This window comes from Bradyrhizobium sp. cf659 (genome assembly GCF_900113725.1).
GTDB lineage: Bacteria > Pseudomonadota > Alphaproteobacteria > Rhizobiales > Xanthobacteraceae > Bradyrhizobium.
Genome location: NZ_FOQJ01000004.1, coordinates 102,639 through 123,299, shown reverse-complemented (window position 1 = coordinate 123,299; position 20,661 = coordinate 102,639). Strand labels below are relative to the sequence as shown.

15 protein-coding genes and 1 pseudogene are annotated in these 20,661 nt (G+C 62.0%); 10 read left to right on the top strand and 6 right to left on the bottom strand.

The features are described from left to right. Positions 1–111 precede the first annotated feature (111 nt). Both lepA and BM118_RS19655 read left to right on the top strand, forming a co-directional pair. A complete protein-coding gene (gene lepA / locus BM118_RS19660; RefSeq protein ID WP_092187156.1) occupies positions 112–1,923 on the top strand; it encodes a translation elongation factor 4 in 1,812 nt (603 codons plus the stop codon). Between the two features lie 695 nt (positions 1,924–2,618). Beyond that, positions 2,619–4,868 (top strand): ABC transporter substrate-binding protein, encoded by a 2,250-nt coding sequence (locus tag BM118_RS19655; RefSeq protein ID WP_177234466.1) that lies wholly within the window; start codon positions 2,619–2,621, stop codon positions 4,866–4,868. A gap of 511 nt (positions 4,869–5,379) precedes the next feature. Here the strand turns inward: BM118_RS19655 and BM118_RS19650 are convergent. Then, positions 5,380–6,078 carry a winged helix-turn-helix transcriptional regulator gene (locus tag BM118_RS19650; protein ID WP_092187154.1) on the bottom strand — a complete coding sequence of 233 codons (699 nt, stop codon included), beginning with the start codon at positions 6,076–6,078 and terminating at the stop codon, positions 5,380–5,382. Between the two features lie 106 nt (positions 6,079–6,184). On the opposite strand from BM118_RS19650, the gene BM118_RS19645 reads away from it, so the two are divergent. From BM118_RS19645 to BM118_RS19635, 3 genes are all read left to right on the top strand, one after another. Continuing rightward, positions 6,185–7,639 carry an FAD-binding oxidoreductase gene (locus tag BM118_RS19645; protein ID WP_092187153.1) on the top strand — a complete coding sequence of 485 codons (1,455 nt, stop codon included), beginning with the start codon at positions 6,185–6,187 and terminating at the stop codon, positions 7,637–7,639. 724 nt (positions 7,640–8,363) lie between these two features. Further along, complete coding sequence (locus tag BM118_RS19640; RefSeq protein WP_092187152.1) at positions 8,364–8,717, top strand: hypothetical protein; 354 nt, start codon at positions 8,364–8,366, stop codon at positions 8,715–8,717. 252 nt (positions 8,718–8,969) lie between these two features. Next, positions 8,970–9,167: a hypothetical protein gene (locus BM118_RS19635; protein ID WP_092187151.1), complete on the top strand. Its 198-nt coding sequence runs from the start codon at positions 8,970–8,972 to the stop codon at positions 9,165–9,167. A gap of 201 nt (positions 9,168–9,368) precedes the next feature. On the opposite strand, the gene BM118_RS19630 is transcribed toward BM118_RS19635, so the two are convergent. Beyond that, positions 9,369–10,397, bottom strand: a complete 1,029-nt coding sequence (locus BM118_RS19630) for a hypothetical protein (protein WP_092187150.1) — start codon at positions 10,395–10,397, stop codon at positions 9,369–9,371. Positions 10,398–10,933: 536 nt separating this feature from the next. Here BM118_RS19630 and BM118_RS19625 point away from each other — a divergent pair. Continuing rightward, entirely contained in the window at positions 10,934–11,677 is a 744-nt protein-coding gene (locus tag BM118_RS19625; protein ID WP_092187562.1) for a class I SAM-dependent methyltransferase, read from the top strand. A gap of 287 nt (positions 11,678–11,964) precedes the next feature. Continuing rightward, positions 11,965–12,621, top strand: a complete 657-nt coding sequence (locus tag BM118_RS19620; RefSeq protein WP_244550187.1) for a phosphoribosylanthranilate isomerase — start codon at positions 11,965–11,967, stop codon at positions 12,619–12,621. A 171-nt stretch (positions 12,622–12,792) separates the two neighbouring features. Here the strand turns inward: BM118_RS19620 and BM118_RS19615 are convergent, their stop codons facing one another. The 3 genes from BM118_RS19615 to BM118_RS19605 all read right to left on the bottom strand — a co-directional run bounded on the left by BM118_RS19615 (position 12,793) and on the right by BM118_RS19605 (position 16,209). Continuing rightward, a complete protein-coding gene (locus BM118_RS19615; RefSeq protein WP_092187148.1) occupies positions 12,793–14,007 on the bottom strand; it encodes an NAD(P)/FAD-dependent oxidoreductase in 1,215 nt (404 codons plus the stop codon). A 324-nt stretch (positions 14,008–14,331) separates the two neighbouring features. Continuing rightward, entirely contained in the window at positions 14,332–14,748 is a 417-nt protein-coding gene (locus BM118_RS19610) for an SRPBCC family protein (protein WP_092187561.1), read from the bottom strand. A 207-nt stretch (positions 14,749–14,955) separates the two neighbouring features. Beyond that, the gene (locus tag BM118_RS19605; protein WP_244550186.1) at positions 14,956–16,209 is read right to left on the bottom strand and encodes a serine hydrolase domain-containing protein; all 1,254 of its coding nucleotides are present in this window, start codon (positions 16,207–16,209) and stop codon (positions 14,956–14,958) included. Positions 16,210–16,630: 421 nt separating this feature from the next. Between BM118_RS19605 and BM118_RS19600 the strand changes: the two genes are divergently transcribed. Continuing rightward, the gene (locus BM118_RS19600; RefSeq protein ID WP_092187147.1) at positions 16,631–16,900 is read left to right on the top strand and encodes a hypothetical protein; all 270 of its coding nucleotides are present in this window, start codon (positions 16,631–16,633) and stop codon (positions 16,898–16,900) included. 196 nt (positions 16,901–17,096) lie between these two features. On the opposite strand, the gene BM118_RS19595 is transcribed toward BM118_RS19600, so the two are convergent. Further along, positions 17,097–18,734 (bottom strand): amidase family protein, encoded by a 1,638-nt coding sequence (locus BM118_RS19595; RefSeq protein WP_092187146.1) that lies wholly within the window; start codon positions 18,732–18,734, stop codon positions 17,097–17,099. Between the two features lie 126 nt (positions 18,735–18,860). Here BM118_RS19595 and BM118_RS19590 point away from each other — a divergent pair, with 126 nt between their 5' ends. Together BM118_RS19590 and BM118_RS19585 are read left to right on the top strand one after the other, a co-directional pair. Continuing rightward, entirely contained in the window at positions 18,861–19,316 is a 456-nt protein-coding gene (locus BM118_RS19590) for a GNAT family N-acetyltransferase (RefSeq protein WP_092187145.1), read from the top strand. Positions 19,317–19,420: 104 nt separating this feature from the next. Then, positions 19,421–20,572: pseudogene (locus tag BM118_RS19585) on the top strand (acyl-CoA dehydrogenase family protein). The last annotated feature ends 89 nt before the right edge of the window (positions 20,573–20,661 follow it).

Here is a 20,661-nt window from a genome sequence, read left to right as displayed (position 1 = left end):
CCGTTGCGTAGCGCGTTTTGGGCTACCGTGGAATCAGCTTGGCGTGAAGAAAGGCCCTGAAAATACAGCAATATGGTTGCCGCACGGGGATGTGAGTGGTATCCCGCGCCCATGACGACCGTCCCCATTTCCAACATCCGCAATTTCTCCATCGTCGCCCATATCGACCATGGCAAATCGACGCTGGCCGACCGCCTGATCCAGATGACCGGCGGCCTGACCGACCGCGAAATGGCGGGCAAGGAGCAGGTGCTCGATTCCATGGACATCGAGCGCGAGCGCGGCATCACCATCAAGGCGCAGACGGTCCGGCTCGCCTACCGCGCCAAGGACGGCAAGGATTACATCTTCAACCTGATGGACACGCCCGGCCATGTCGACTTCGCCTACGAAGTCTCGCGGTCGCTGGCGGCCTGCGAGGGTTCCCTGCTGGTGGTCGACGCCAGCCAGGGCGTCGAAGCGCAGACGCTCGCCAACGTCTACCAGGCGCTCGACAACAATCACGAGATCGTTCCGGTCCTGAACAAGGTCGATCTTCCGGCCGCCGAGCCCGAGAAGGTCAAGCAGCAGATCGAGGACGTCATCGGCATCGACGCCTCCGACGCCGTGATGATCTCGGCCAAGACCGGCCTCGGTGTTCCCGACGTGCTGGAAGCGATCGTCACCCGCCTGCCGCCGCCGAAGGGCGACCGCGACGCGACCTTGAAGGCGCTGCTGGTCGACAGCTGGTACGACGTCTATCTCGGCGTCGTCGTCCTGATCCGCGTCGTCGACGGCGTCATGAAGAAGGGTAGCCGCGTCCGCATGATGGGCACGGGTGCGGCCTACGACGTCGAGCGCGTCGGCTTCTTCACGCCGAAGATGCAGCAGGTCGACGAGCTCGGCCCCGGCGAGATCGGCTTCATCACCGCCGCGATCAAGGAAGTCGCCGACACCCGCGTCGGCGACACCATCACCGACGACAGGAAGCCGGTCACCGAAATGCTGCCGGGCTTCAAGCCGGCAATCCCGGTCGTGTTCTGCGGCCTGTTCCCGGTCGACGCCGACGATTTCGAGACGCTGCGCGCCGCGATGGGCAAGCTGCGTCTCAACGACGCCAGCTTCTCGTTCGAGATGGAGACCTCGGCCGCGCTCGGCTTCGGCTTCCGCTGCGGCTTCCTCGGCCTGTTGCATCTGGAGATCATCCAGGAGCGGCTGTCGCGCGAATTCGATCTCAACCTGATCGCGACCGCGCCGAGCGTCATCTACAAGATGAAGCTGACCGACGGCACCGAGCTCGAGATCCATAATCCCGTCGACATGCCCGACGTGGTCAAGATCGCGGAGATCCAGGAGCCCTGGATCGAAGCGACGATCCTCACCCCGGACGAATATCTCGGCAGCGTGCTGAAGCTGTGCCAGGACCGCCGCGGCGCGCAGAAGGAGCTGACCTATGTCGGCGCCCGCGCGATGGTGAAATACGACCTGCCGCTCAACGAGGTCGTGTTCGACTTCTACGACCGCCTGAAATCGGTCTCCAAGGGCTACGCCTCGTTCGACTATCATCTCACCGACTACAAGCCGGCCGATCTCGTCAAGATGCAGATCCTGGTCAATGCCGAGCCAGTCGATGCGCTCTCCATGCTGGTGCATCGCACCCGCGCGGAGGGACGCGGCCGCGCCATGGTCGAGAAGATGAAGGAGCTGATCCCGCCGCACATGTTCCAGATCCCGATCCAGGCGGCGATCGGCGGCAAGGTGATCGCGCGCGAGACGGTCCGCGCGCTGCGCAAGGACGTCACCGCGAAGTGCTACGGCGGCGACATCACGCGTAAGCGCAAACTTCTGGAGAAGCAGAAGGAAGGCAAGAAGAAGATGCGGCAGTTCGGCAAGGTCGACATCCCGCAGGAAGCCTTCATCGCCGCGCTGAAGGTGGATAGCTGAGGCGAACGGGCCCGGGCTCTCACGGATCCATCAGCCGCCGTCATGCCCGGGCTCGTCCCGCCTGCGGGGCCGAAGCCCCTTCGGCGAGGCGAAGGCCCGGGCATCCACGTTCCTGGTGCCGCTGAGAAGCCGTGGATGGCCGGGTCAAGCCCGGCCATGACGACGAAGGCAAGACCAGATTTCGTGACGAGATCGCTCCGGTCCGAGGCTTTTGCGACCGGACAACAAAAACCGCGAAAACAACCCCATGCACAGTAGCCGGCCCCTTGCCGGCATTGGGATTTTTCGAATTTTCGATTTTACGAAATCCGTTTGACCCGTCGGGCAAAACAGGGGCATGATGGCATCATGGCAGCGGGTGTGCAGCAGGCGCTCATCAGGGCGCACCATCTCGACCGCCGGCCGATTGGCAGCCTCTGATTTCGCCGCGCTGCACGGCCAGAACGAAAGCCGTTCCGAGCCATCCGGCGAATGCGCGCGGTGTCAGGCCGGGTATGTGAATGACCGCGGCCACGGCCGACGGCCCGGACTTCCGGTACCCACGCACTTTTCCTTCATCCGCTTTGAGTGGTCGTAGATCTTGCCGGTGGCGATGGGGCGGGGTTGAAAAACGCTCTCAGCGGCGGCAATCTCGGCCAGATTGAGGCCTCGATCTGGAGAATCTCGGCTTATGCCGATCGATGCGAGGATCGACGATGAAGCCGCGGCTTAGAATGTGGCTTGCCGTTGTTGCGGGCGTCGCCCTGGTGCTCGCCGTCGCCTGGGCCGCCATCCTCTGGACCCGCCCGGAGCCTATTCGCATCGCGTTCGCCAATTCGCTCTCTGGCCCGTCCGCCCCGGCCGGGACGGAAAGCCTGGTCGCGACGCAGCTTGCAATCGACGAGGTGAACGCCAAGGGTGGCGTCAACGGACGGCTAATTGAACTCGTTCTGTTCGACGACGCAAGCGATCCAGCCGTGGCGCGCGCGAATGCGCAGGCGATCGCCGACAGCCCATGCGTCGCTGTGCTCGGCCATTATCTCAGCTCCGCTTCGCTCGCGGCAGCGCCGGTATACAAGGATGCGCGGATTCCCGCGCTGACGGGAAGCGCGGCTGCCGACGATCTGACATCCACCAATGATTACTATTTTCGTGCGTTGGCGCCGGTCTCCGCGCAGGCGCGCTCGGTCGCGGAACATCTGCGCGCCGTGATGAAGGAGCCAAAAGTCCGTCTTGTTCACACGCGCGATTCCTACGGCAAGAGTTTTGAGCGTGGATTTGCGGCGGCCTATCCGGCGGAGCAGTTGCACGTGTTCGGACTGGACGTCGCAGCCGGTCGGATCGGATCGATGGATGGGACGCTAGCCGCTGCCGCGCAGGAGCCCGGACCCGGCGTTATCGTCGTCGGCGCGGCACCCGATTTTAGCCCAGACATCGTCAAGGCGCTGCGCCGCCACGGCATCAAGGGAACGATCATCGCATCCCAAGGCGCGGCCCGCGAAAGCTATTTGCAGAATTTCGCCAACGAGCCCGAGGAAAAATCGCATCCGGGTTTCTTCAGCGAAAATCTGTATGCCGCTTCATCGCTGATGTTCGACAGCGCAGGCGTGGCGGCGCAGGCCTTTGCCGTCGACTACAAGGCGAAAGCGGGAACCTCGCCAAGCTGGGTTGCCGGCGGCGCGTATGACGCCGCGCGCCTGATGATCGATGCGCTGAAACGAGCTGCCGTACATCGCCGGTTTATGGGGCAGGGGATTCAGAAACGATCCGACAGCAAGGTTGCGGATCGCGACCGGGTGCGCGTCGCACTGGCCGCGATCGACAGTCCGAAATCGGCGGTCGTCGGGCTGACGGGGCGGCTCTATTTCAACGCGAACCGCGACATTCCGCGCCCGATCCGAATGGGTTTCTTCCATTACGGTCGGTTCGTCACGGCGCCGCGGCAACTCGTGCGCATCGATCAACCTGATGGAATCGACCTCGCCGCGGAACAGGAGAAGGGCCATGTCATCGCGTTCGAGGATCGGCGCTACTGGATTCAGCGCGTCGTTTATACCGGCATCGACATCATTCGCGTCAGCCGGATCGACGTGAAGCAAAATTCGTTCAACGTCGACTTCTATCTCTGGATGCGATTCGCTGGCGACGATGAGGCGCAGACGCACGTCGAATTCCCGGCATTGCTGGATCGCGGGGCGTTCGATCCAGCTCGGCCGATTCAGGCTGGACACGAAGACGGCCTGAGCTACCGGCTCTATCGCATCAACGGCGATTTCAAGGCCCGTTTCGATCTCCACGACTATCCATTCGACACGCAGCAATTGCATCTACATTTTCAGAACACGGAACAGCGGCGGGAACTCATCACCTATGTCATCGATCGGTTCGGCTTGCGCCTCGCCGACGACGGAAGCTCGCGGGCCGAGGACGGGGCCTATTCCGGACTCCCGCTCTGGCGATTTCTCGGGCTGACCTATTTCGTCGAATCCCTGTCCAGCGGATCGACGCTCGGAAAGGCGTCTTTGTTTGGTGCCGAGGCAAGGACGGAATTCGCAGGCTTCGATGCGACCATCATGCTGCGCCGCAGCTCCGCCATCTACATGCTGAAGAACCTACTGCCGCTGTTTCTGCTCGTGCTCGTCGTATTCGCCACGCTGTTCTTTCCCGAAACCATGTTTCGTGAACGCGTGACGATCCCAGTGACCTCGATCCTGGCGAGCGCGGTGCTGCTCGTAGCGGTGAGCAGTCAGATCGGCGATGTCGGATACACGGTGGTGGTCGAAGAGATGTTCTACATCTTCTTCGTACTATGCCTGATGGCGATGTTGGCGGGCTACAGACATGAAAAACTTCGGGACGCGGGCCGAAAGCGCGTCGCTGTTGTTTCGGATCACGTCGCGCAGATCATTTATGCCGGGACAGTGCTCGCCATCATCGTCGTGCTCTACCGGCGTTATGCCGTGTGAGGCAAGCGTGGATACCTCGCCGGCCCGCCACACCTCGTTGAAATTCGCAGCATGAGTCCAGATCTGGCCCATCGCGGACAAGCGTAAGAAGTCTCGCTGAGGTCTCAACGCCCGGAGGGCCGGTCATTCATCTTCGATTACGAAAATAGAAAGGTCCCTATCAGCAGGCCCGCGGCGAAAGCGAAAAGCCCCAAAGTGCAGATTGAAACAATACGGACGAGGATGCGTACTTGCGCCTCGTACTCCTCTTCTGCGGTCTTGTGGGACTGAGCCGCCACTGCAACTGCCCTACCATCTCCCAGATTTGGCGAATGTACGCTCGAAATCATGGTCAACGCGAGGCATTTGACCCTGCCGCGATGCCCTGTTCGTGACTTGGCGGGGACATCTCTTGACCTGGCCGGCGTCTCTTCAACGGGGAGGATCATCCTCCCTTGAGGTCCGTTCAATGGGGCTTAGCGGACTGAATTTGCTCGAGTTGAGTTTTACGCGTTTTGACCCGAAGCGGACATCAGGCGGCGGGGCTCGTAGAGGCGCGAGAGACCGGCCTGACGTGCGCGAACATGCTGCGGGCGTTCCAGGTTGGGAACGCTCTTATCAGCGACGGCGGGCCGTCGAGTTGGATGCGGCCCTCGCCGGTGGCTTGGGCCCAAGTGAGCTGGCCGGCATGCCATTTGACGAATGCTTCCGCTTCCGCCGTGATGTAGAGATCCTCTTCGAAGCCGGGGTTTGTCTTGCAGATCTCGGTGTCTCCGAGTTCGATGAGTAGCCAATAGCGCTCGCGGCGCGAGCGGCCGGTGAAGTCGAAGCGGATGACGACGCGTCGATCCGGGAGCCGGTCTCGGCGGAGCGCGTTGCACATCGACCACAGGGCGACAAAGGGGTCGAGGTGCTCGGGGGCGATCTCGAGCCAACGCGCACCCCACTCGCCGAGCGACTGACAGACCGTGAAGAGATCGTGGCCTGCGGACGTGAGCTCGTAGCGGTGCCCGCGCCCGTCGGGCTTGAATGCCGACTCGACGATACCGACCCGTTCGAGCTGCTTGAGCCGTTGCGAGAGCAGGGTACGGGAGAGTCCGGGCACGCCCTCCAAGATCTCGCTGAAGTTTCCGCAGCCAAGGTGCAGGTTGCGGATGATCAGAGGTGTCCAGCGCTCGGCGAAGATCTCGGCGCCACGGGCGATGGGACAATATTGGCCATACGTCCTCATGAGCCCAGTGTCCCACAGCCGCCTTCGGCTTTGAAGTCCAGATTCTTGACTATGCGACGGTGGCTCGCCGTGGTCCGATCTCGCCTCTCGAAGAGAGGAGGACACCATGACGACACCAATGCCCGCGGAAGTCAGCCAGCGCAGCAAGGGGCCACCCCTCGTGGAGATCGACTGGTTCCGAGGCCGGCTAATCAGTGCCGACCACGCCGACTACGACAGCGCCCGTGCAGTCTGGAACGGTGCCATTGACCGGCGCCCGCACCTAATCGCCCGATGCATCGGGACCGCCGACGTGGTCGCGGCCGTGCGTTTCGCCCGCAACCACGATCTAGGGATTGCTATACGGGGCGGAGGCCACAACGTGGCGGGCACCGCCATTTGCGACGACGGGATCGTCATCGACCTCTCGGCGATGCGGGGCGTCCGAGTCGATCCCGCCGATCGCAGGGCCTGGGTGCAAGGCGGCGCGCTGTGGGGCGACGTCGACCACGAGACGCAGGCGCACGGTCTGGCCACCACCGGCGGAATCGTGAGCCACACCGGCGTCGCCGGACTCACCCTCGGCGGTGGCGTCGGCTGGCTGATGCGCAAGCACGGCCTTACGGTCGACAATCTGCTCGCCATTAACCTCGTAACGGCCGACGGCGGGCTGCTGCGGGTGTCCGAGGACGAGCACCCCGACCTGTTCTGGGCGTTGCGGGGCGGCGGGGGCAACTTCGGCGTGGTCACCTCGTTCGAGTTCCGCCTCCACCCCGTCGGACCCACCGTCCTGGCCGGGCCCATCCTCTGGGACGCGACCGACGCCGCGGAGGTCCTGCGCCTCTACCGCGACTTCATCGCAGACGCTCCTGACGAACTCGGCACGGTCGTAAGGTTCGGCACCGCGCCGCCGCTAACGGTCATCCCCGAGAATTTGCACTGGCGCCCAGTGATGATGGTTGGTGCTTGCTACGCCGGGCCGATCGAGGAAGGTGAGCGGGTGCTCCGCCCGCTCCGCGCATCCGGAACTCCCCTCCTCGACCTCGTCGGGCCCGCGCCGTACGTGGGATTCCAGAGCGCGCTCGACTCGACTGTCGTCCACGGTTGGAACTACTACTGGAAGTCCACCCACCTCCCCGAGCTCCGCGACGACCTCATTGACGTGATCACCGAGCACGCGTTCTCCTGCTCGTCACCGCGGTCGTACGCGGCGATGTTCCATCTGAAGGGAGCGGTGAGCCGAATAGCCGAGGGCGCGACGGCATTCGGGAACCGGCAAGCGTCGCACGCAATCACGCTCGATGCTGTGTGGCGGTCCGGAGAGGACTTCGGCGACCGGGACACGGCATGGACGAGGCAGTTCTTCGCCGCCCTCCGCCCCTTCCGCCAGGGCGTTTACGTCAACTTCCTCGGCGGCGACGAAGATCCGGGCCGGGTCCGCGAGGCGTACGGCGACGCCGTCTATGACCGGCTGGTGGACGTAAAGACCACGTACGACCCCGAGAACGTCTTCCACCACAACCAGAACATCCGCCCCCGCACCGGGACGCGGATCATCGGGCCCACCAGGGCGCCACATTAGCGCACTGATGGCGGGGATTTCGGGAGCCGGCCGCGGCGCCGAGTAGGCGTACACAACGCCGGGGCGCTCAGCAAATGAGCGTCCTTACCGTGATCTCCGCACTCTCAGTTTGCTGCGCTTGCCCACGACATCTTGTGGCCCATCGCGTCAGTTGGTCCGATGCAGCGGTTTGTCTGGAGTTGGGGGTAAAGCCGACCTGCCGACTGAGTGCCGGACTTCTCAGTTTGACCCGAAGCCGAAGTCGTGGCCGCTTTAGTCAAAATTGAGCATCTGCCAAGTCCGAGGTTGACAAAATCTACCCGCACAACCTAGTGACGAGCCTTTCTACCCATTTGGGCAGAACATAATGCCGATGATCTTGCCACTCGTTACCCGGCTCGGGGCACTCGTCGCAATCAGTCTTTGCCTATCGGGATGCGGAAGAACAGAGAGCTACCGATACAAGCTAACGTTGGCGGTCAGCACGCCTGATGGCGTTAAGCGTGGTTCGACTGTGATCCAAGTGACCTTTTGGGATGTTTCGTTCCCTGCAAAAGGCACGATGCACAAGCTAGATGGCCAAGCTCTCTATCTGGACCTTGGCCCAGGTGCGCGTCCCCTGATTGCATTGCTCACAAGTAGGCTCCATCGAAAATACGATGACGAGATTCGTTGGACGGAGGAAGCGGGACCGGGAACCCCTCTCATGTTACGGGCATATGGGGAGCCCCGGTCACGAGATTTTATGGACGATGTACCGCGTGTCGCCCGTTTGCGCGGACCGCGCAAAATCAGCCCCAACGATCTGTCGGACCTAGTGACATTTGCAGACATGAGGGATCCGAGCAGCGTGATCGAAGTCGACCGCAACGACCTACAAGCGTCGCTTGGTGCGAACATAACTTGGAATGAAGTGGCAATCGAGGGTACTGACGAGCCGATCACAAAAGGCATCGAGCAAGAGTTGCCGTGGATACCGACATACTTCCAAAAAAATCTGCGTCTCGACGGGTCTAATCTCACGAGCGAACGAGAAATCGCAAACCGCCTAAGCTGGTGGGACTTTATTCAATCAGGCGAATTGAAGAGGAGCAACTGACATGACACCTAGCTTTCGACACTCGATCGATGCTCGGGATGTCAGCTTGCGGCCCTTAGCCGAAGGTCGATTGAGCGCGTGTCATGTCGGCTGTCAGGGGCAAACCCGACGGCAATCTCAGCATCACGTCCACCGCTGCTTTTGACCCAAGGCTGACTTCGAACTGAGGACGAGCGTCGCAATTTAGTGGATGGACATTCGGCTCAAGATTGCGTCATATTTTTTGTGCAACCGACGGAATGGAGCCGCTCAATGGATCGCTTGCCGCTTATCCTGTACCAACCTTTAGGCGTGCAGCTTGGGTTCGTTCCGTTCCTGTTTTTGATTGGAAAATCCGCCGGCGATATTCTCTTTATGGGAGGGCTCTCATCCGTTTTTTCAGTATTGATTTCAGCCGGCCAGCTCCGTCGGTACGGGGCTGCCACTTACTACATCCCGCGGGGAGTATAAGTCGTTCTTGTCGTCGCTAAGGACGCCTCGCCGCGAGTGAGCCAATGGTGGTCAGGTGCGATGTGTCACGCCTCAGGCGCGATGTCGGCTACTAAGCGCGAACCATAACTCACTTGCTCGATTTCGGGACTTATCGGTTTTGACCCAAAGGCGACATTCAACGTCTGGAGTGATTTCCAGCTTCTGCCTGATCTTCGGATGCTAGCCGGGGAAGTCGCGGAACTCCTTGACGAGATTGAACGGAATTTTCCACCCGGCGCCTCCCCCGCGCATCAGCATCTTGATGTCTTCCGCCCTGTTTTCTTTTCCGGTTTTCAGATCGGTCTCCAGCGTGTGGCCTTGGCTGTCCCAAGGTTTGCTCGCGCTCTTCGAGTAGTAGCCGAGAAAATGCCCAGCTTCATGGGCAGACGTGTTAGGCCCGCGTTGCGAGCTGATGAAGGCAAGGTCCAGCGATCGAGCAAACGAACCATTGGCGAGGCCGCCATTGGACCAAACCTTATTGACGCAGAAAATGGTTAGATGGGCGCCCTGAACTTTGTGTTTGACGAAGAAGCCCTTCAGTTTTTCGACGTCGATCACATCGGGAAAAGTCGCCAGGCTCGCATCCTTCATGCCAGTCGCATTGGCGAGCTCCTGTTTGAGGGCAGCCTGCGAGTCGTCGACGACCAGCCAGTCGCTTGGCACCCGCTCGAAGCGGATGTTGGCCTGCGGCCTCCATATATTGTTCATCGTCAGCAATTCATCTTGCTCGTTGCAGGGCTTCTTGGCGTGAAACGCCGGAGCGCCGCCACTCCCCGGAACCATGACATTGCGGAACGCCACCTTGATCTTGATTTCTCGCAGCACGACGACATGGAGCTTGGCTTCGATCTTCCGGCCGGCCGACCGGGCCACCACCTCCAGGCCGGGAAAGCCAATCGGCTTAATCCGGCCATTGATTTCGAAAAACCGTGCATCGCCATTGAAGGTGGCGGGAAGTGATGCCGCCCTGAGCTGCGGATCGATATTGGGTTCGGAGAAGATGTCTCTGGCTTGCATTACGCGTCTAAGGGTATCGGCGCCATCGATCTCCTTGATCCCGAGGGCATGGGCGTTAGGATCGACTTTGAGCTTTCTTCCGGGATCGATCAGCGCCACGATGTTGGAGCCGCCGAACGGCACCACCATGCCCGGCGGGCTGCGGCGCTCATCGATGCCGGAGCGGCGGAAAACCTCTTGAAAAGCGGCCATGTCTGCTTTTCCTGTCCTGGTTCGGTCCGTCAACGCGAAATTTTGCGCGCGGAATTGAGAGCCTCCTTCGGCGGCGGGAACACGATCTGCCCGGCCCCCGCGGCGATATGCAGAAAATTTCGGCGGCGAAGTTTCAGGGCCAGTCCCTCCGCAACAATTGGGCACGGACGGCAGCAGGCGTAGCCTACTACGCTTTCCGGAGAACGCGGAAGGCTAATCAATGTCCGCTGATGGCCCAAACACGAAGTGCAGACGAAACGCCAATTTGTCGGCTCATAGGGGTAGACCGGAAGCGGACGGCGTGCCGCCTGAACGGCGCATTTTGACCCGCAACGGACATTAATGGCTTGACCCAATGCAGATCCATTGGGTTGATAGGATTTGCTCTCAGGTGCGATAGGTGGGCGCAAGCGCGAGGCGCACGGATGGAGTTGCCCGCTACACTGAACCTCGTTGACTTGACGGTGGGCGCACATCAAGAGCTCACCAAACCTGGGCGACTGCGCCTGGACCGGCTGAGAAAGCTTGGCAGGCGCGTGACGGCACTGGTTTATGCGGCAACGCTACTTGTGGCGTTTGCTGCAGCTTGCGCATATGCCGCTGACATAGGTTATCTGGCTCCCCCCGGGGTTGCTGCAAACGAGTTTCCCTCACCGCAGCGCCCTGTTGCACGGATTGTCAGCCCACGCCGCTCCGCCGAAGAGCACCGCGACGCTCTCGATGAGGCGGGCCAGATCGCACGCGTTCTTGAACTGAAACCTGGCATGACAGTCGGCGACATTGGTGCAGGCAGTGGCTACCACACGGTCAGACTCTCGTACCTCGTCGCACCCGCCGGCTCTGTCGTTGCCCAGGACGTCACGCGGGATTACCTCATAGAACTCGCCAGGCGAACAAAACTTCTGAAGTTGACGAACGTGCAATTCGCGCTCGGCGAACCACACGACCCGCGTCTACCCGCTTCCTCGCTGGATGCCGCAATCCTTGTGCACATGTATCACGAGATAGCTCAACCCTATGCCTTCCTCTACAATCTCGCGCCCGCCTTGAAGCAGGGTGCACGGGTCGGAATTGTCGATCTTGAGCTTCCGACGTCGAAGCACGGCACGCCAATTGAGCTCCTGCGCTGCGAATTGACCGCCGTCGGCTATCGCGAGGTCGCCACATATAAGCTCGCCGGGGACGGAGGGTACCTGGCAGTATTCTCTCCGCCGGAGGTAGCGGGTCGAAAATCTCCCCGCGACATCGTTGCTTGCAGGGATCCCGCCGGCACTCGCTGACACCACGCCCGCCGCCCGTCTCAGCAGCGATACGCGAACATGTCCGAAGACGGGATGAGACCGAGTGCGCGTGACATACGGCTTACATTTTCCTTGCCGCAGGCCTATTCTTTTCGCGTCAGACGTCCCTATAGCGACCTCAAAGGGCAACCGGGGGAATGCGCATTGCGCCATTTCTTCGAGCACTACGCGTTCGACACCGACCGGCGCGATTGACCCTAAACGGCCGTTGACCCAAGACCAGCCCATCCTGTCTACTCAACTGAGTGGTGGCAACGTGTGAGACAATGCTGACGCAAATTTACGAAGTCGCGACACCTGCGGAAGCCGAGGCGATATCGGCAATCGGCGTCGATCATGTCGGCGTGCTCGTCGGCGATGGAGCCTTCCCTCGGGAGCTTCCGGTTGAGAAGGCGTTAGCGGTCATGAAGATGATGCGGGCGCCATCCGTACTTTCCGCGCTGTTCCTTTCGGCGGATGTCGCTCTTATCGAACGGATGGCGAGAGAGCTTGATCCGCCCATTGTTCATCTTGGCGCATCAAGCGAATTGCTTACGCCTGATCTTGTCGTGGCGCTGCGAAAATCCCTGCCGAAGACCAAATTCATGCGCAGCGTACCTGTCACGGGACCCGAGGCAGTAGGTGTGGCGCAAGCATATGATGGGGTTGTCGATTGGATCCTGCTCGACAGCCATCGCACAGGTGATGTGCAAATCGGCGCGCAGGGCGTGACGCACGACTGGAGCATCAGTCGAACGATAGTGGAGAGCGTTCGCACCCCAGTCATACTTGCTGGTGGCCTCGGACCAGACAATGTCAAGGAAGCTATTCGGTCGGTGCGACCTGCCGGCGTTGATTCGAAAACAAGAACGGATCGAGAGGGCACTCACTCAAAGGACCTGGGCAAGGTAGAAGCCTTCTATCGCGCTGCGACGAGCGGTTAGATCGCGCTTCTCTTCTGGCCCATCGCGGCGGTGAGCGCAGCGCAGCGGCATATCGGGGGTCCGACGCAAGCCGGAGGTCGCCGGCCGAGGGGTAAGTGACGCAATTGACCCGGCGCAGTCGTTCCTTCGTGGCTCGACGAGCCTTGGCTTTCCTAAATCACCCGGGAAAGCTTAGACCGCGCCATAGAAGTGCCGATACTGCCAAGCGGCTTCCCTCTGTAGTTGAGGTTCAGACCACGACTGGTCTTTGAAGCGCATGACAGACATAGGCGAGAGGTCGACAGCCGGCCTGCCATCGATAATCCAGGTTGCAAGCGCCTCTCCGATGGTTGGCGAGATTGAGAGGCCAGCGACGTTGCATCCGCTTGCAAAATAGAAGCCCGTAACTCCGGAGGCCGGGCCAAGGATGTGGTGGCCGTCGGCGGTCATTGTCGGAATGCCACCGCGAAATTCTCGCACTTTTGCCGTTTGCAAGATTGGAAGTTGATCTTTGACTTCAAGGGCGGCTGAACGAAGCACTTCGATGTCGAGTGGCATGTCCTTGATATCGAAACTGGCTCCGAGCGACTGCATGTCGAAAAATCGTGGCGATTCTTCATAGACACCCCAAAGCAAGCCGCCCTGGCAGGGACGCGTGTAGACGGCAGCATCCATGATCCGAATCATTGGCAGGTCAGCACGCGCGCCATCCAAAGGCTCGGTGACGATGAGTTGCTGCCGGGTCGGGACCAACGGTACGGAAATCCCACTTACGTCCGCGACTTGTCGTGTCCATGCACCGGCTGCATCAACCACGATCGGGCCTTCAATGATGCCTTTCTCGGTGGTTACTCCAGTCACCTTGCCGGCAGTGATGTTTACGGTGAGCACGCCGGTCTTCGTCAGCACGGTTGCGCCCTGAGCGGCCGCTGCTCTGGCGAAGCCGGTGGCAACCTGCGCTGGGTCGAAATACCTATCGTCACCGATCCTCATCGCCGCTACGACGCCCGTCGGCTTTAAGAATGGATTGAGGCGACTTGCTTGCTCCGGAGAAATCGGCTCCACGTCGAGGCCCATACGGCGCCCGCGCTCAAGGTCGGCCTTGATCACCTCCGCATCCTGTGGCCGACGCGCAATTTTCAGGCTGCCGGAATGCACCCAATCGAGAGGCTGCCCTGTTTCTTCAGTGAACCCTTCAATCTTACGACAAGCGTCCTTGATGAGGCCAATCATCAAGTCGCTCTTGCGGGCGCAGCTCACCATGCCCGCAGCGCGGGGCGAGGTTTGCGATCCAATATCGTGCTTGTCGATCAGAACGACGTCAACACCGCGTTTGCTCAAGTAATATGCCGTGGCAGCGCCGAGGCCGCCGGAGCCAATGACAATAGTATCGGCCTTGCTGATCACGGGACGCTCCCTCGAAATGAGTTAGCAGTAACCGAAGACTATCACTGGCGGTGGCGGCCTACTATTCTCTTTTTCCGGGCGACGGCAGCAACGAGGGCCGCTATTGGCCCGTTTGAAATCTTGCGATAGGCACTTAAGATGCCCGCTCACCGGGGCTGACCGGAAGTCGTCGCGGGAGGACTAAACAAGTCAGCGACAGGGACGTCCGTAAGATCGGCGCGTCGTTCAGTAACACGCCGGCTTCCTTCAGTCAGACGCTCGGCGCTCCGCGCGGAAAGCCGACGACGCCCGTCAGGGATCTCCATCTCCTGCCCCCGCACGGCTTCACGACGTCTTCTGCTTCGCCTCCAAATATCGTGCGAAATTGTCGAGGATCGCCTGCCAGCCGCCTTGCTGCTGCTCCACCGAGTGTGTCGGCTCGCTATCGAAGACAACGCGGACGACAACGCCATTCGGGCCGGGCTCGAACTCGACTTCGGCCTTTCGATCGCCGAATGCGTATTCGATCCGCTTGTGCTCAACGATCTTGGTGTAGGTGCCGGCGAAGTCAAAGCCCATGCTGCCGTCCTTGGCTTCCATGCGAGACGAGAACACGCCGCCCTCTCGCAGGTCGACCGTAGCCTTGGTCGTATGCCAGTCGTCGGACGCGGCGTTCCACTTCACGATGTCGGCAGGCGTCGTATACGCACGCCAGACCTGATCGATGGGGGCTGCCACGGTGGTTTCGACGCTGATCCTCATGAACATTGCTCCTGTTTCGATTTTCACGGCTCAAGGTGACGGCATCACCTACGTGTGCGGGGTCCATCCACAGCACTTCCGAGATGTGTCCACCCAAGGACGATCGAGACCGGTCCATGCCGACAAAGTCGAGCCGTCAATGTCTAAAAAAATGCCATAGCGGGCAACCAAATGCGCCGTGATGAGGTTCAAAGCCCGGTCAGATCATCATTTCCCGAGCTGTTGAAGCACGGCGGACCACAACGCAAGCGGCTCCCTGAGGCCTCCCGGCTCGGACGGCTTCTGGCGAACGGCGGTGTGCACCATGACGAGTTTCGAGGCCGGATCGACCAGGATGACCTGACCGCGTATGCCGAGCAGGGCAAATCTGCGCTGCTCGCCAGGGAGGAGCCACACCTGATAGCCGTAACCGAAAAAGGGTGTGGCCACGCGCGGAGCGAGATGACCATCGTCTGGTCTGACGGTCGTGGCATCCAGCAGCCACTGCCGGGGGATCAACTGACGACCCTCCCAGGCGCCGTCGTGTGCGAGCAGCCGGGCCACGCGCGCATAGTCGCGCAAGGTTGCGTTGAAGCAGCAAAAAGCAATCTCTTGCCCGCTACCGTCTATCGCCCATGAAGCATCCGCTTCGGTGCCGATGGCACTCCAGATCCGGTCGTGGAGATAGTCGGCAACCGGGGTGCCCGTGGCGGCGCGCAGGACCAGGCCCAGTATCTCGGTTTCCACGCTTGCATAGTGCCATTTGGTCCCCGGCGGGGCGGTTCGGGTATTGAATTGCGCGATGATTGCGGCGGGATCTTTTGCCTCTCCAACGAACAAGGCTCGCCCAAGCCGGGCTATGTCATCGTGCCCATCATAGTTTTCCGAGAATTCGACGCCCGAAGACATATTCAACAAGGCCCGGATGGATGTGTTTCCATATTCCGTTCCTGCAAGGCCAGAGACGTACGTTGAGACGAGGTCGTCGATCGACTTGATCCGTCCTTCCGAGACCGCGATCCCGACCAACATGGCCACCAGCGTCTTGGCCATGGACTGCGAAAGAAAGCGGTCGTGGTCGGTCCGCGAATATTGATAGTGCTCGTACAGGATGGTGTCGTCCCTGGCGATCAGGAGTCCTGTCACCGGGTTGCGCTTGAGATAATCCGCGATGCTCAGCCGTTCCGTGCCGAAACTGTAGGCGATCGATGGCTCCGGCGCGCGTTTGAATTGCCAGGGCGCCGTCGCGCGAGCGATCGGACGCGAGGGGTAGATCTCGCCGAAATGGCTGTAGACCCCGACGAGCTTGTCAAGCTGGGTGGTGGTCCCCCGCGTGCCGACCGGATAGCCCTCAGCCGCGCCGTAGATATCAGCATCGGGGCCACTATCCGAAAAGACCGGTCCCGGCTCGCCGGGAGAGCTTCGGACGTCCTGCGCGCATGCCAAGGGCGCCCAGAGCGCCGAGACGAGAATGGCGGGCAACAAAAACCCGCGGCAACCGCGCGGCCTGCAGAGCGCTCCCCAATTCATTGGACTTGCCTCCTCACACGTCCTTGCGTGTGCGCTTTTGAGAACAATCTCGCAGGCCGGTGACGCGAGGCACGCTATCATTACGGGTAGACGGTGTCAGCATGTGGCCCCATAGCCGACGCCGGCCGAATTGAGGCGCCCCACTTCTGCTTTGACCGCCTCCGGCGCGAAAAGCTCGCAGCAACCAGCAAATGGCGGCTGTGTTCTGCGCCACCGGGATCGTCGGCGCGCGCACACATGACCGGCCCTGCCATTGAACCAGGACCAAATCCAACCGCACCAAACCGGGTAGTGCCAATGCAATGACGGCCCCGCCGATTGACGAGCCATGCGGCCCGGTCGTCGAATCCATACGCGATGAACGGGTGCGTGCATGCGGTTTTTCCTGTGTGAGATCGTCGCTCGCGTCATCGCGATCTATTTGTGCGTCGATTGCGGCCGCATGCTGCGGGATGGCTATGCCGAGCGGAAAATCAGGGCTTTCAGTCCTGATCTCGTGGTCTGGCTGCTGGACTGGTCGAGGCAGGTCTTTCAGAGGGACACCGCGCCGGTCCGGTACTGGATGGAAATGGGCCATCAGGCCATCTGCCTTTTGGCGTGCCTCGCCGTTGCGATATTCGGGTGGTGGCTGCCGAACGGCTGAGCATCCCCAGATGCGTACCCAGAACTCGGATCACCTCTCCCGTCGGGGAGAGGTCGGAGCGCATCGTAGATGCGATCCGGGTGAGGGCTTCAGGTCTTACTAAGCGCCGCAGCCCCTCACCCGGATTGCTGCGCAATCCGACCTCTCCCCGTCGGGGAGAGGTGAACCACGGACAGCCGACCGAACGTTACTTCGTTTAGAGCGGAGCCAGGCCCGGCGGCGGCTTGCGGATGTTGGACGCCTGTTCATACGCATAGGCCAGGCGCAGCAGCTTGTGCTCGCTCCAGGCGCGGCCCGCGAAGGCGACGCCGAGCGGATAGTCGGGCGTGTCCTTGCCGTCGGCGCCCGAGACGAAGCCGCCGGGCACCATGACGCTGGGATAGCCGGCCCTGGCGGCAATCGCCGCGCCGGTCGCGCCGGGGAACAGGACGGCGTCGAGCTTATGCTGGTTCATGTAGGCGTCCATGCCGCGCGTCCTGGCAGTGAGGAGGTCCATGGCGCGCGCCGATTTGTACTCGCGCTCGCTCAAGTCGCCCCGGGTGTTGTCGGCGGCGAGGAACAGATCCTGGCCGAAGCGCAGCGCTTTGCCGGCATGAGCCTCGTTGAAGGCAATGATGTCCGCGATGGTCTCGATGTCGGTGCGGGTCGCCCAATCCTTCAGGTAGAGGTTGAGATCGTGCTTCAGCTCGTAGAGGAAAACGATCCGCTGCGCGACCGGATTGCCCTTGTTGCCGCTCAGCGGATTGCGATTGAGCACGGCCATGGTCGTACCCGGTCCGCTCATCCAGCCAGCCGCCGGCATGCTGGCCCGCACGACGATGGCGCCCAGATCCTCCAGCACCTTGATCACTTCGGCCATCAGCTTGGCCCCGTCGGGCGGCAACTTGCCGTAATAAGGATCGTTCAGCGGATCGCCGGGGTCGCTCGGTACGCCGATGCGCGCACCCTTCATCGCATCGCGTACGAGGTCGGCCGTGTAATCGGCCGGCCTCCGCTGCCGCTCTGTCACGGGGTCGAGCGGATCCTTGGCGGCCAGCACGTTCAGCAGCATCGCCGCGTCGCGCACGGTGCGCGTCATCGGCCCGGCGGTGTCCTGGCTGTGCGCGATCGGCACGATGCCGGCACGGCTGATCAAACCGACGGTCGGCTTGACGGTGACGATGCCATTCCGGCTGGCAGGGTGCAGCAACGAGCCGGAGGTCTCGGTGCCGACAGAGGCCGTGCACAGACCTGCGGCCACAGCGACCGCCGAACCCGAGCTCGAGCCGCCGGGGTCTACGACCGGGATGCCGCGATCGTCCAGCAGCGTCGGCACGTAGGGATTCTTCACCTGACCACCCAGCGACGAATAGCCCGAGGGCATGTCGATCGCGAGGATGTTGGCGAACTCCGTCAGGTTCGCCTTGCCGAGGATCACGGCGCCGGCGTTTCGCAGCAGCTTGACGATGGTGGCGTCCCCTTTGGCGCGCGCGCCCTCCAGCGCCAGCGAGCCCGCCGTGGTCGGCTGCTTGTTGCCGGTCGCGATGTTGTCCTTCAACAAAATGGGGACGCCGGCCAGTGGCCGCCTCGCCGATGGCCTGGTGCCGTCGCGCTTGCCTGCGATCGCGAGCGCGTCGGGATTGAGCGCACGGACGGAATTGAGCATGGGCCCATTGCGGTCGTAAGCCTCGATGCGCGCGAGATAGGTTTTGGCCAGCGCCGTGGCGGTGACCTGCCCATTCGCCAACGCATCGACGATGTCGCTCATGGAGGCGTCCGCGACCTTCAGCCCGGTCGGCGCGGCGCGGGTGACAGCCGCGACGAGGCGAGCATCGCGGCGGCGTGGCTTCGTCATGAGGTCTCCCTTGGACGGCGTCCCGTGAATATGCTACCAACGGTAGCATTAAGTGCGTTTGCGCGACAAGCCGATTGCCCAGGCTGTGGCGCAGACGTCGGCGTCAAGGCTGCGGTGGAGCGATCCATGGACTGCACGATCCGGCCCGCGCGCGACGATGATGCCGATGACATCGGCGGCGTCATCCTGCGTGCGCTGCGCGAGACCAATGCGAAGGACTATACGGACGAGATCATCGAACGGGTCGAGCGCAGCTTCAGTCCGGACGCGGTGCGGGAGCTGATCGCAAAACGCACCGTTTTCGTTGCTACCCTCGACAGCCGCGTCGTCGGAACGGCGAGCCTCGATGGAAGCGTCGTTCGTACGGTCTTCGTGGCTCCCGACGTTCAGGCCCGCGGGATCGGCAAGCTGCTGATGGCCGAGATCGAGCGGACGGGGCGCGATCGGGACATTTCCGCGCTGACCGTCCCATCGTCGATCACCGCTGAAGCCTTCTACGCAAAGCTCGGCTTCAATGCCGTGCGCGACAGCTATCATGGTGACGAGCGCACGATCATCATGGAGCGGTGGCTCGCTGAATAGTCAGTTGCCCGGATGAAGCGCTGGGATGTGATCTTGATCCTCCCCGCCAAATAGATCACCATCGTCTCCTTACCGCTCACAACAGAATGGGCGAGGAAACGCGCATGAACGCAACTCCCGGAGTTGGCCTGGTCGAACGTGCCCGCGCCCTGGCGCCGCTGATCGCGGGCGAAGCCGACGAGATCGAGCGGACGCGGCGGCTGACGCCTGATGTCGTCGCCGCGCTGATCGAGAACGGACTCTATCGCGCGCTGCTGCCGCAGAGCCTTGGCGGTACCGAGGTTCCGATCGAAGCCTTCATGCAGATGCTGGAGGAGATCGCGAAGGCGGATGCCTCCACGGCCTGGTGTCTCGGCCAGTGCGGTGTCTGCGCGATGATCGCGGCTTCGCTCGATCACGACACCGCGCACGAGATCTTCAACACGCAGCCGGGCATCCTCGCCTGGGGTGCGATCGCGCACGAGGGGCGCGCGGTCGAGGGCGGCTATCGCGTCTCCGCGCGCTAGGACTTTGCCTCGGGCTCGCGGCAGGCGAGCTGGCTGGGCGCGCATGTCCGCATCGTCGGCGCTGACGGTGTGTCGCGCAAGAATGCCGACGGCTCGCCGGAGGTGCGCACCATCCTGTTTCCGGCTGCGCGCGCCGTGCTGCACGACGTGTGGCAGGCGATCGGGCTTGCCGGCACCGGCACGGATTCATATGAGGTGAGCGACCTCTTCATCCCCGAGCGCTTCACCGCGTTCCGTGACGTGCCGTCCGCGCTGCGCGAGACGGGGCCGCTCTACAGGATCGGCACCGGCTCGACATTCAGCCTCGGCTTTGCCGCGGTGTCGCTCGGCGTGGCGCGCGCCACGCTGGATGCAGCGATTGCGCTGGCGCGGGCCAAGCACCAGTCGCTCGCGGCCAGCGCCATGCGCGACAACCAGGCGGTCCACGGCCTGATCGGCCGCACCGAAGGCGACCTTCGCGCCGCGCGCACCTATCTCTATGCGACCGCGAGCGCGATGTGGCGCGACTTGTCTGCGACCGGCGAATTCAGCGCGGCGCATCGCAGCGCGGTTCGCCTCGCCGCGACATGGACCATCCATCAGTCGGCCAAAGTGGTCGATGCCGCCTATCACATGGCCGGCGCCACGGCCGTGTTCCGCAGCAACCCGTTCGAGCGGCGCTTTCGCGACATGCACGCCATCGCGCAGCAGATCCAGGCGCGCGATACGCATTACGAGGATGTGGGGAAGATGATTTTGGCGGCCGGCTGAGGCGGAATGATTTGGGATTCGACCGATTGGCTACGGCTCAACCTCTCCCCGCTCTTTGCGGGGAGAGGTCGGATCGCTCCCGGCGATGC

Coding starts and splice junctions, on each gene's coding strand:
- BM118_RS19635 (WP_092187151.1), top strand. CDS start 8,970: ATGGATCGCTTGCCGCTTATCCTGTACCAACCTTTAGGCGTGCAGCTT.
- BM118_RS19595 (WP_092187146.1), bottom strand. CDS start 18,734: ATGACGAAGCCACGCCGCCGCGATGCTCGCCTCGTCGCGGCTGTCACC.
- BM118_RS19610 (WP_092187561.1), bottom strand. CDS start 14,748: ATGAGGATCAGCGTCGAAACCACCGTGGCAGCCCCCATCGATCAGGTC.
- BM118_RS19655 (WP_177234466.1), top strand. CDS start 2,619: ATGAAGCCGCGGCTTAGAATGTGGCTTGCCGTTGTTGCGGGCGTCGCC.
- lepA (WP_092187156.1), top strand. CDS start 112: ATGACGACCGTCCCCATTTCCAACATCCGCAATTTCTCCATCGTCGCC.
- BM118_RS19645 (WP_092187153.1), top strand. CDS start 6,185: ATGACGACACCAATGCCCGCGGAAGTCAGCCAGCGCAGCAAGGGGCCA.
- BM118_RS19650 (WP_092187154.1), bottom strand. CDS start 6,078: ATGAGGACGTATGGCCAATATTGTCCCATCGCCCGTGGCGCCGAGATC.
- BM118_RS19620 (WP_244550187.1), top strand. CDS start 11,965: ATGCTGACGCAAATTTACGAAGTCGCGACACCTGCGGAAGCCGAGGCG.
- BM118_RS19590 (WP_092187145.1), top strand. CDS start 18,861: ATGGACTGCACGATCCGGCCCGCGCGCGACGATGATGCCGATGACATC.
- BM118_RS19600 (WP_092187147.1), top strand. CDS start 16,631: ATGCGGTTTTTCCTGTGTGAGATCGTCGCTCGCGTCATCGCGATCTAT.
- BM118_RS19640 (WP_092187152.1), top strand. CDS start 8,364: ATGGACGATGTACCGCGTGTCGCCCGTTTGCGCGGACCGCGCAAAATC.
- BM118_RS19630 (WP_092187150.1), bottom strand. CDS start 10,397: ATGGCCGCTTTTCAAGAGGTTTTCCGCCGCTCCGGCATCGATGAGCGC.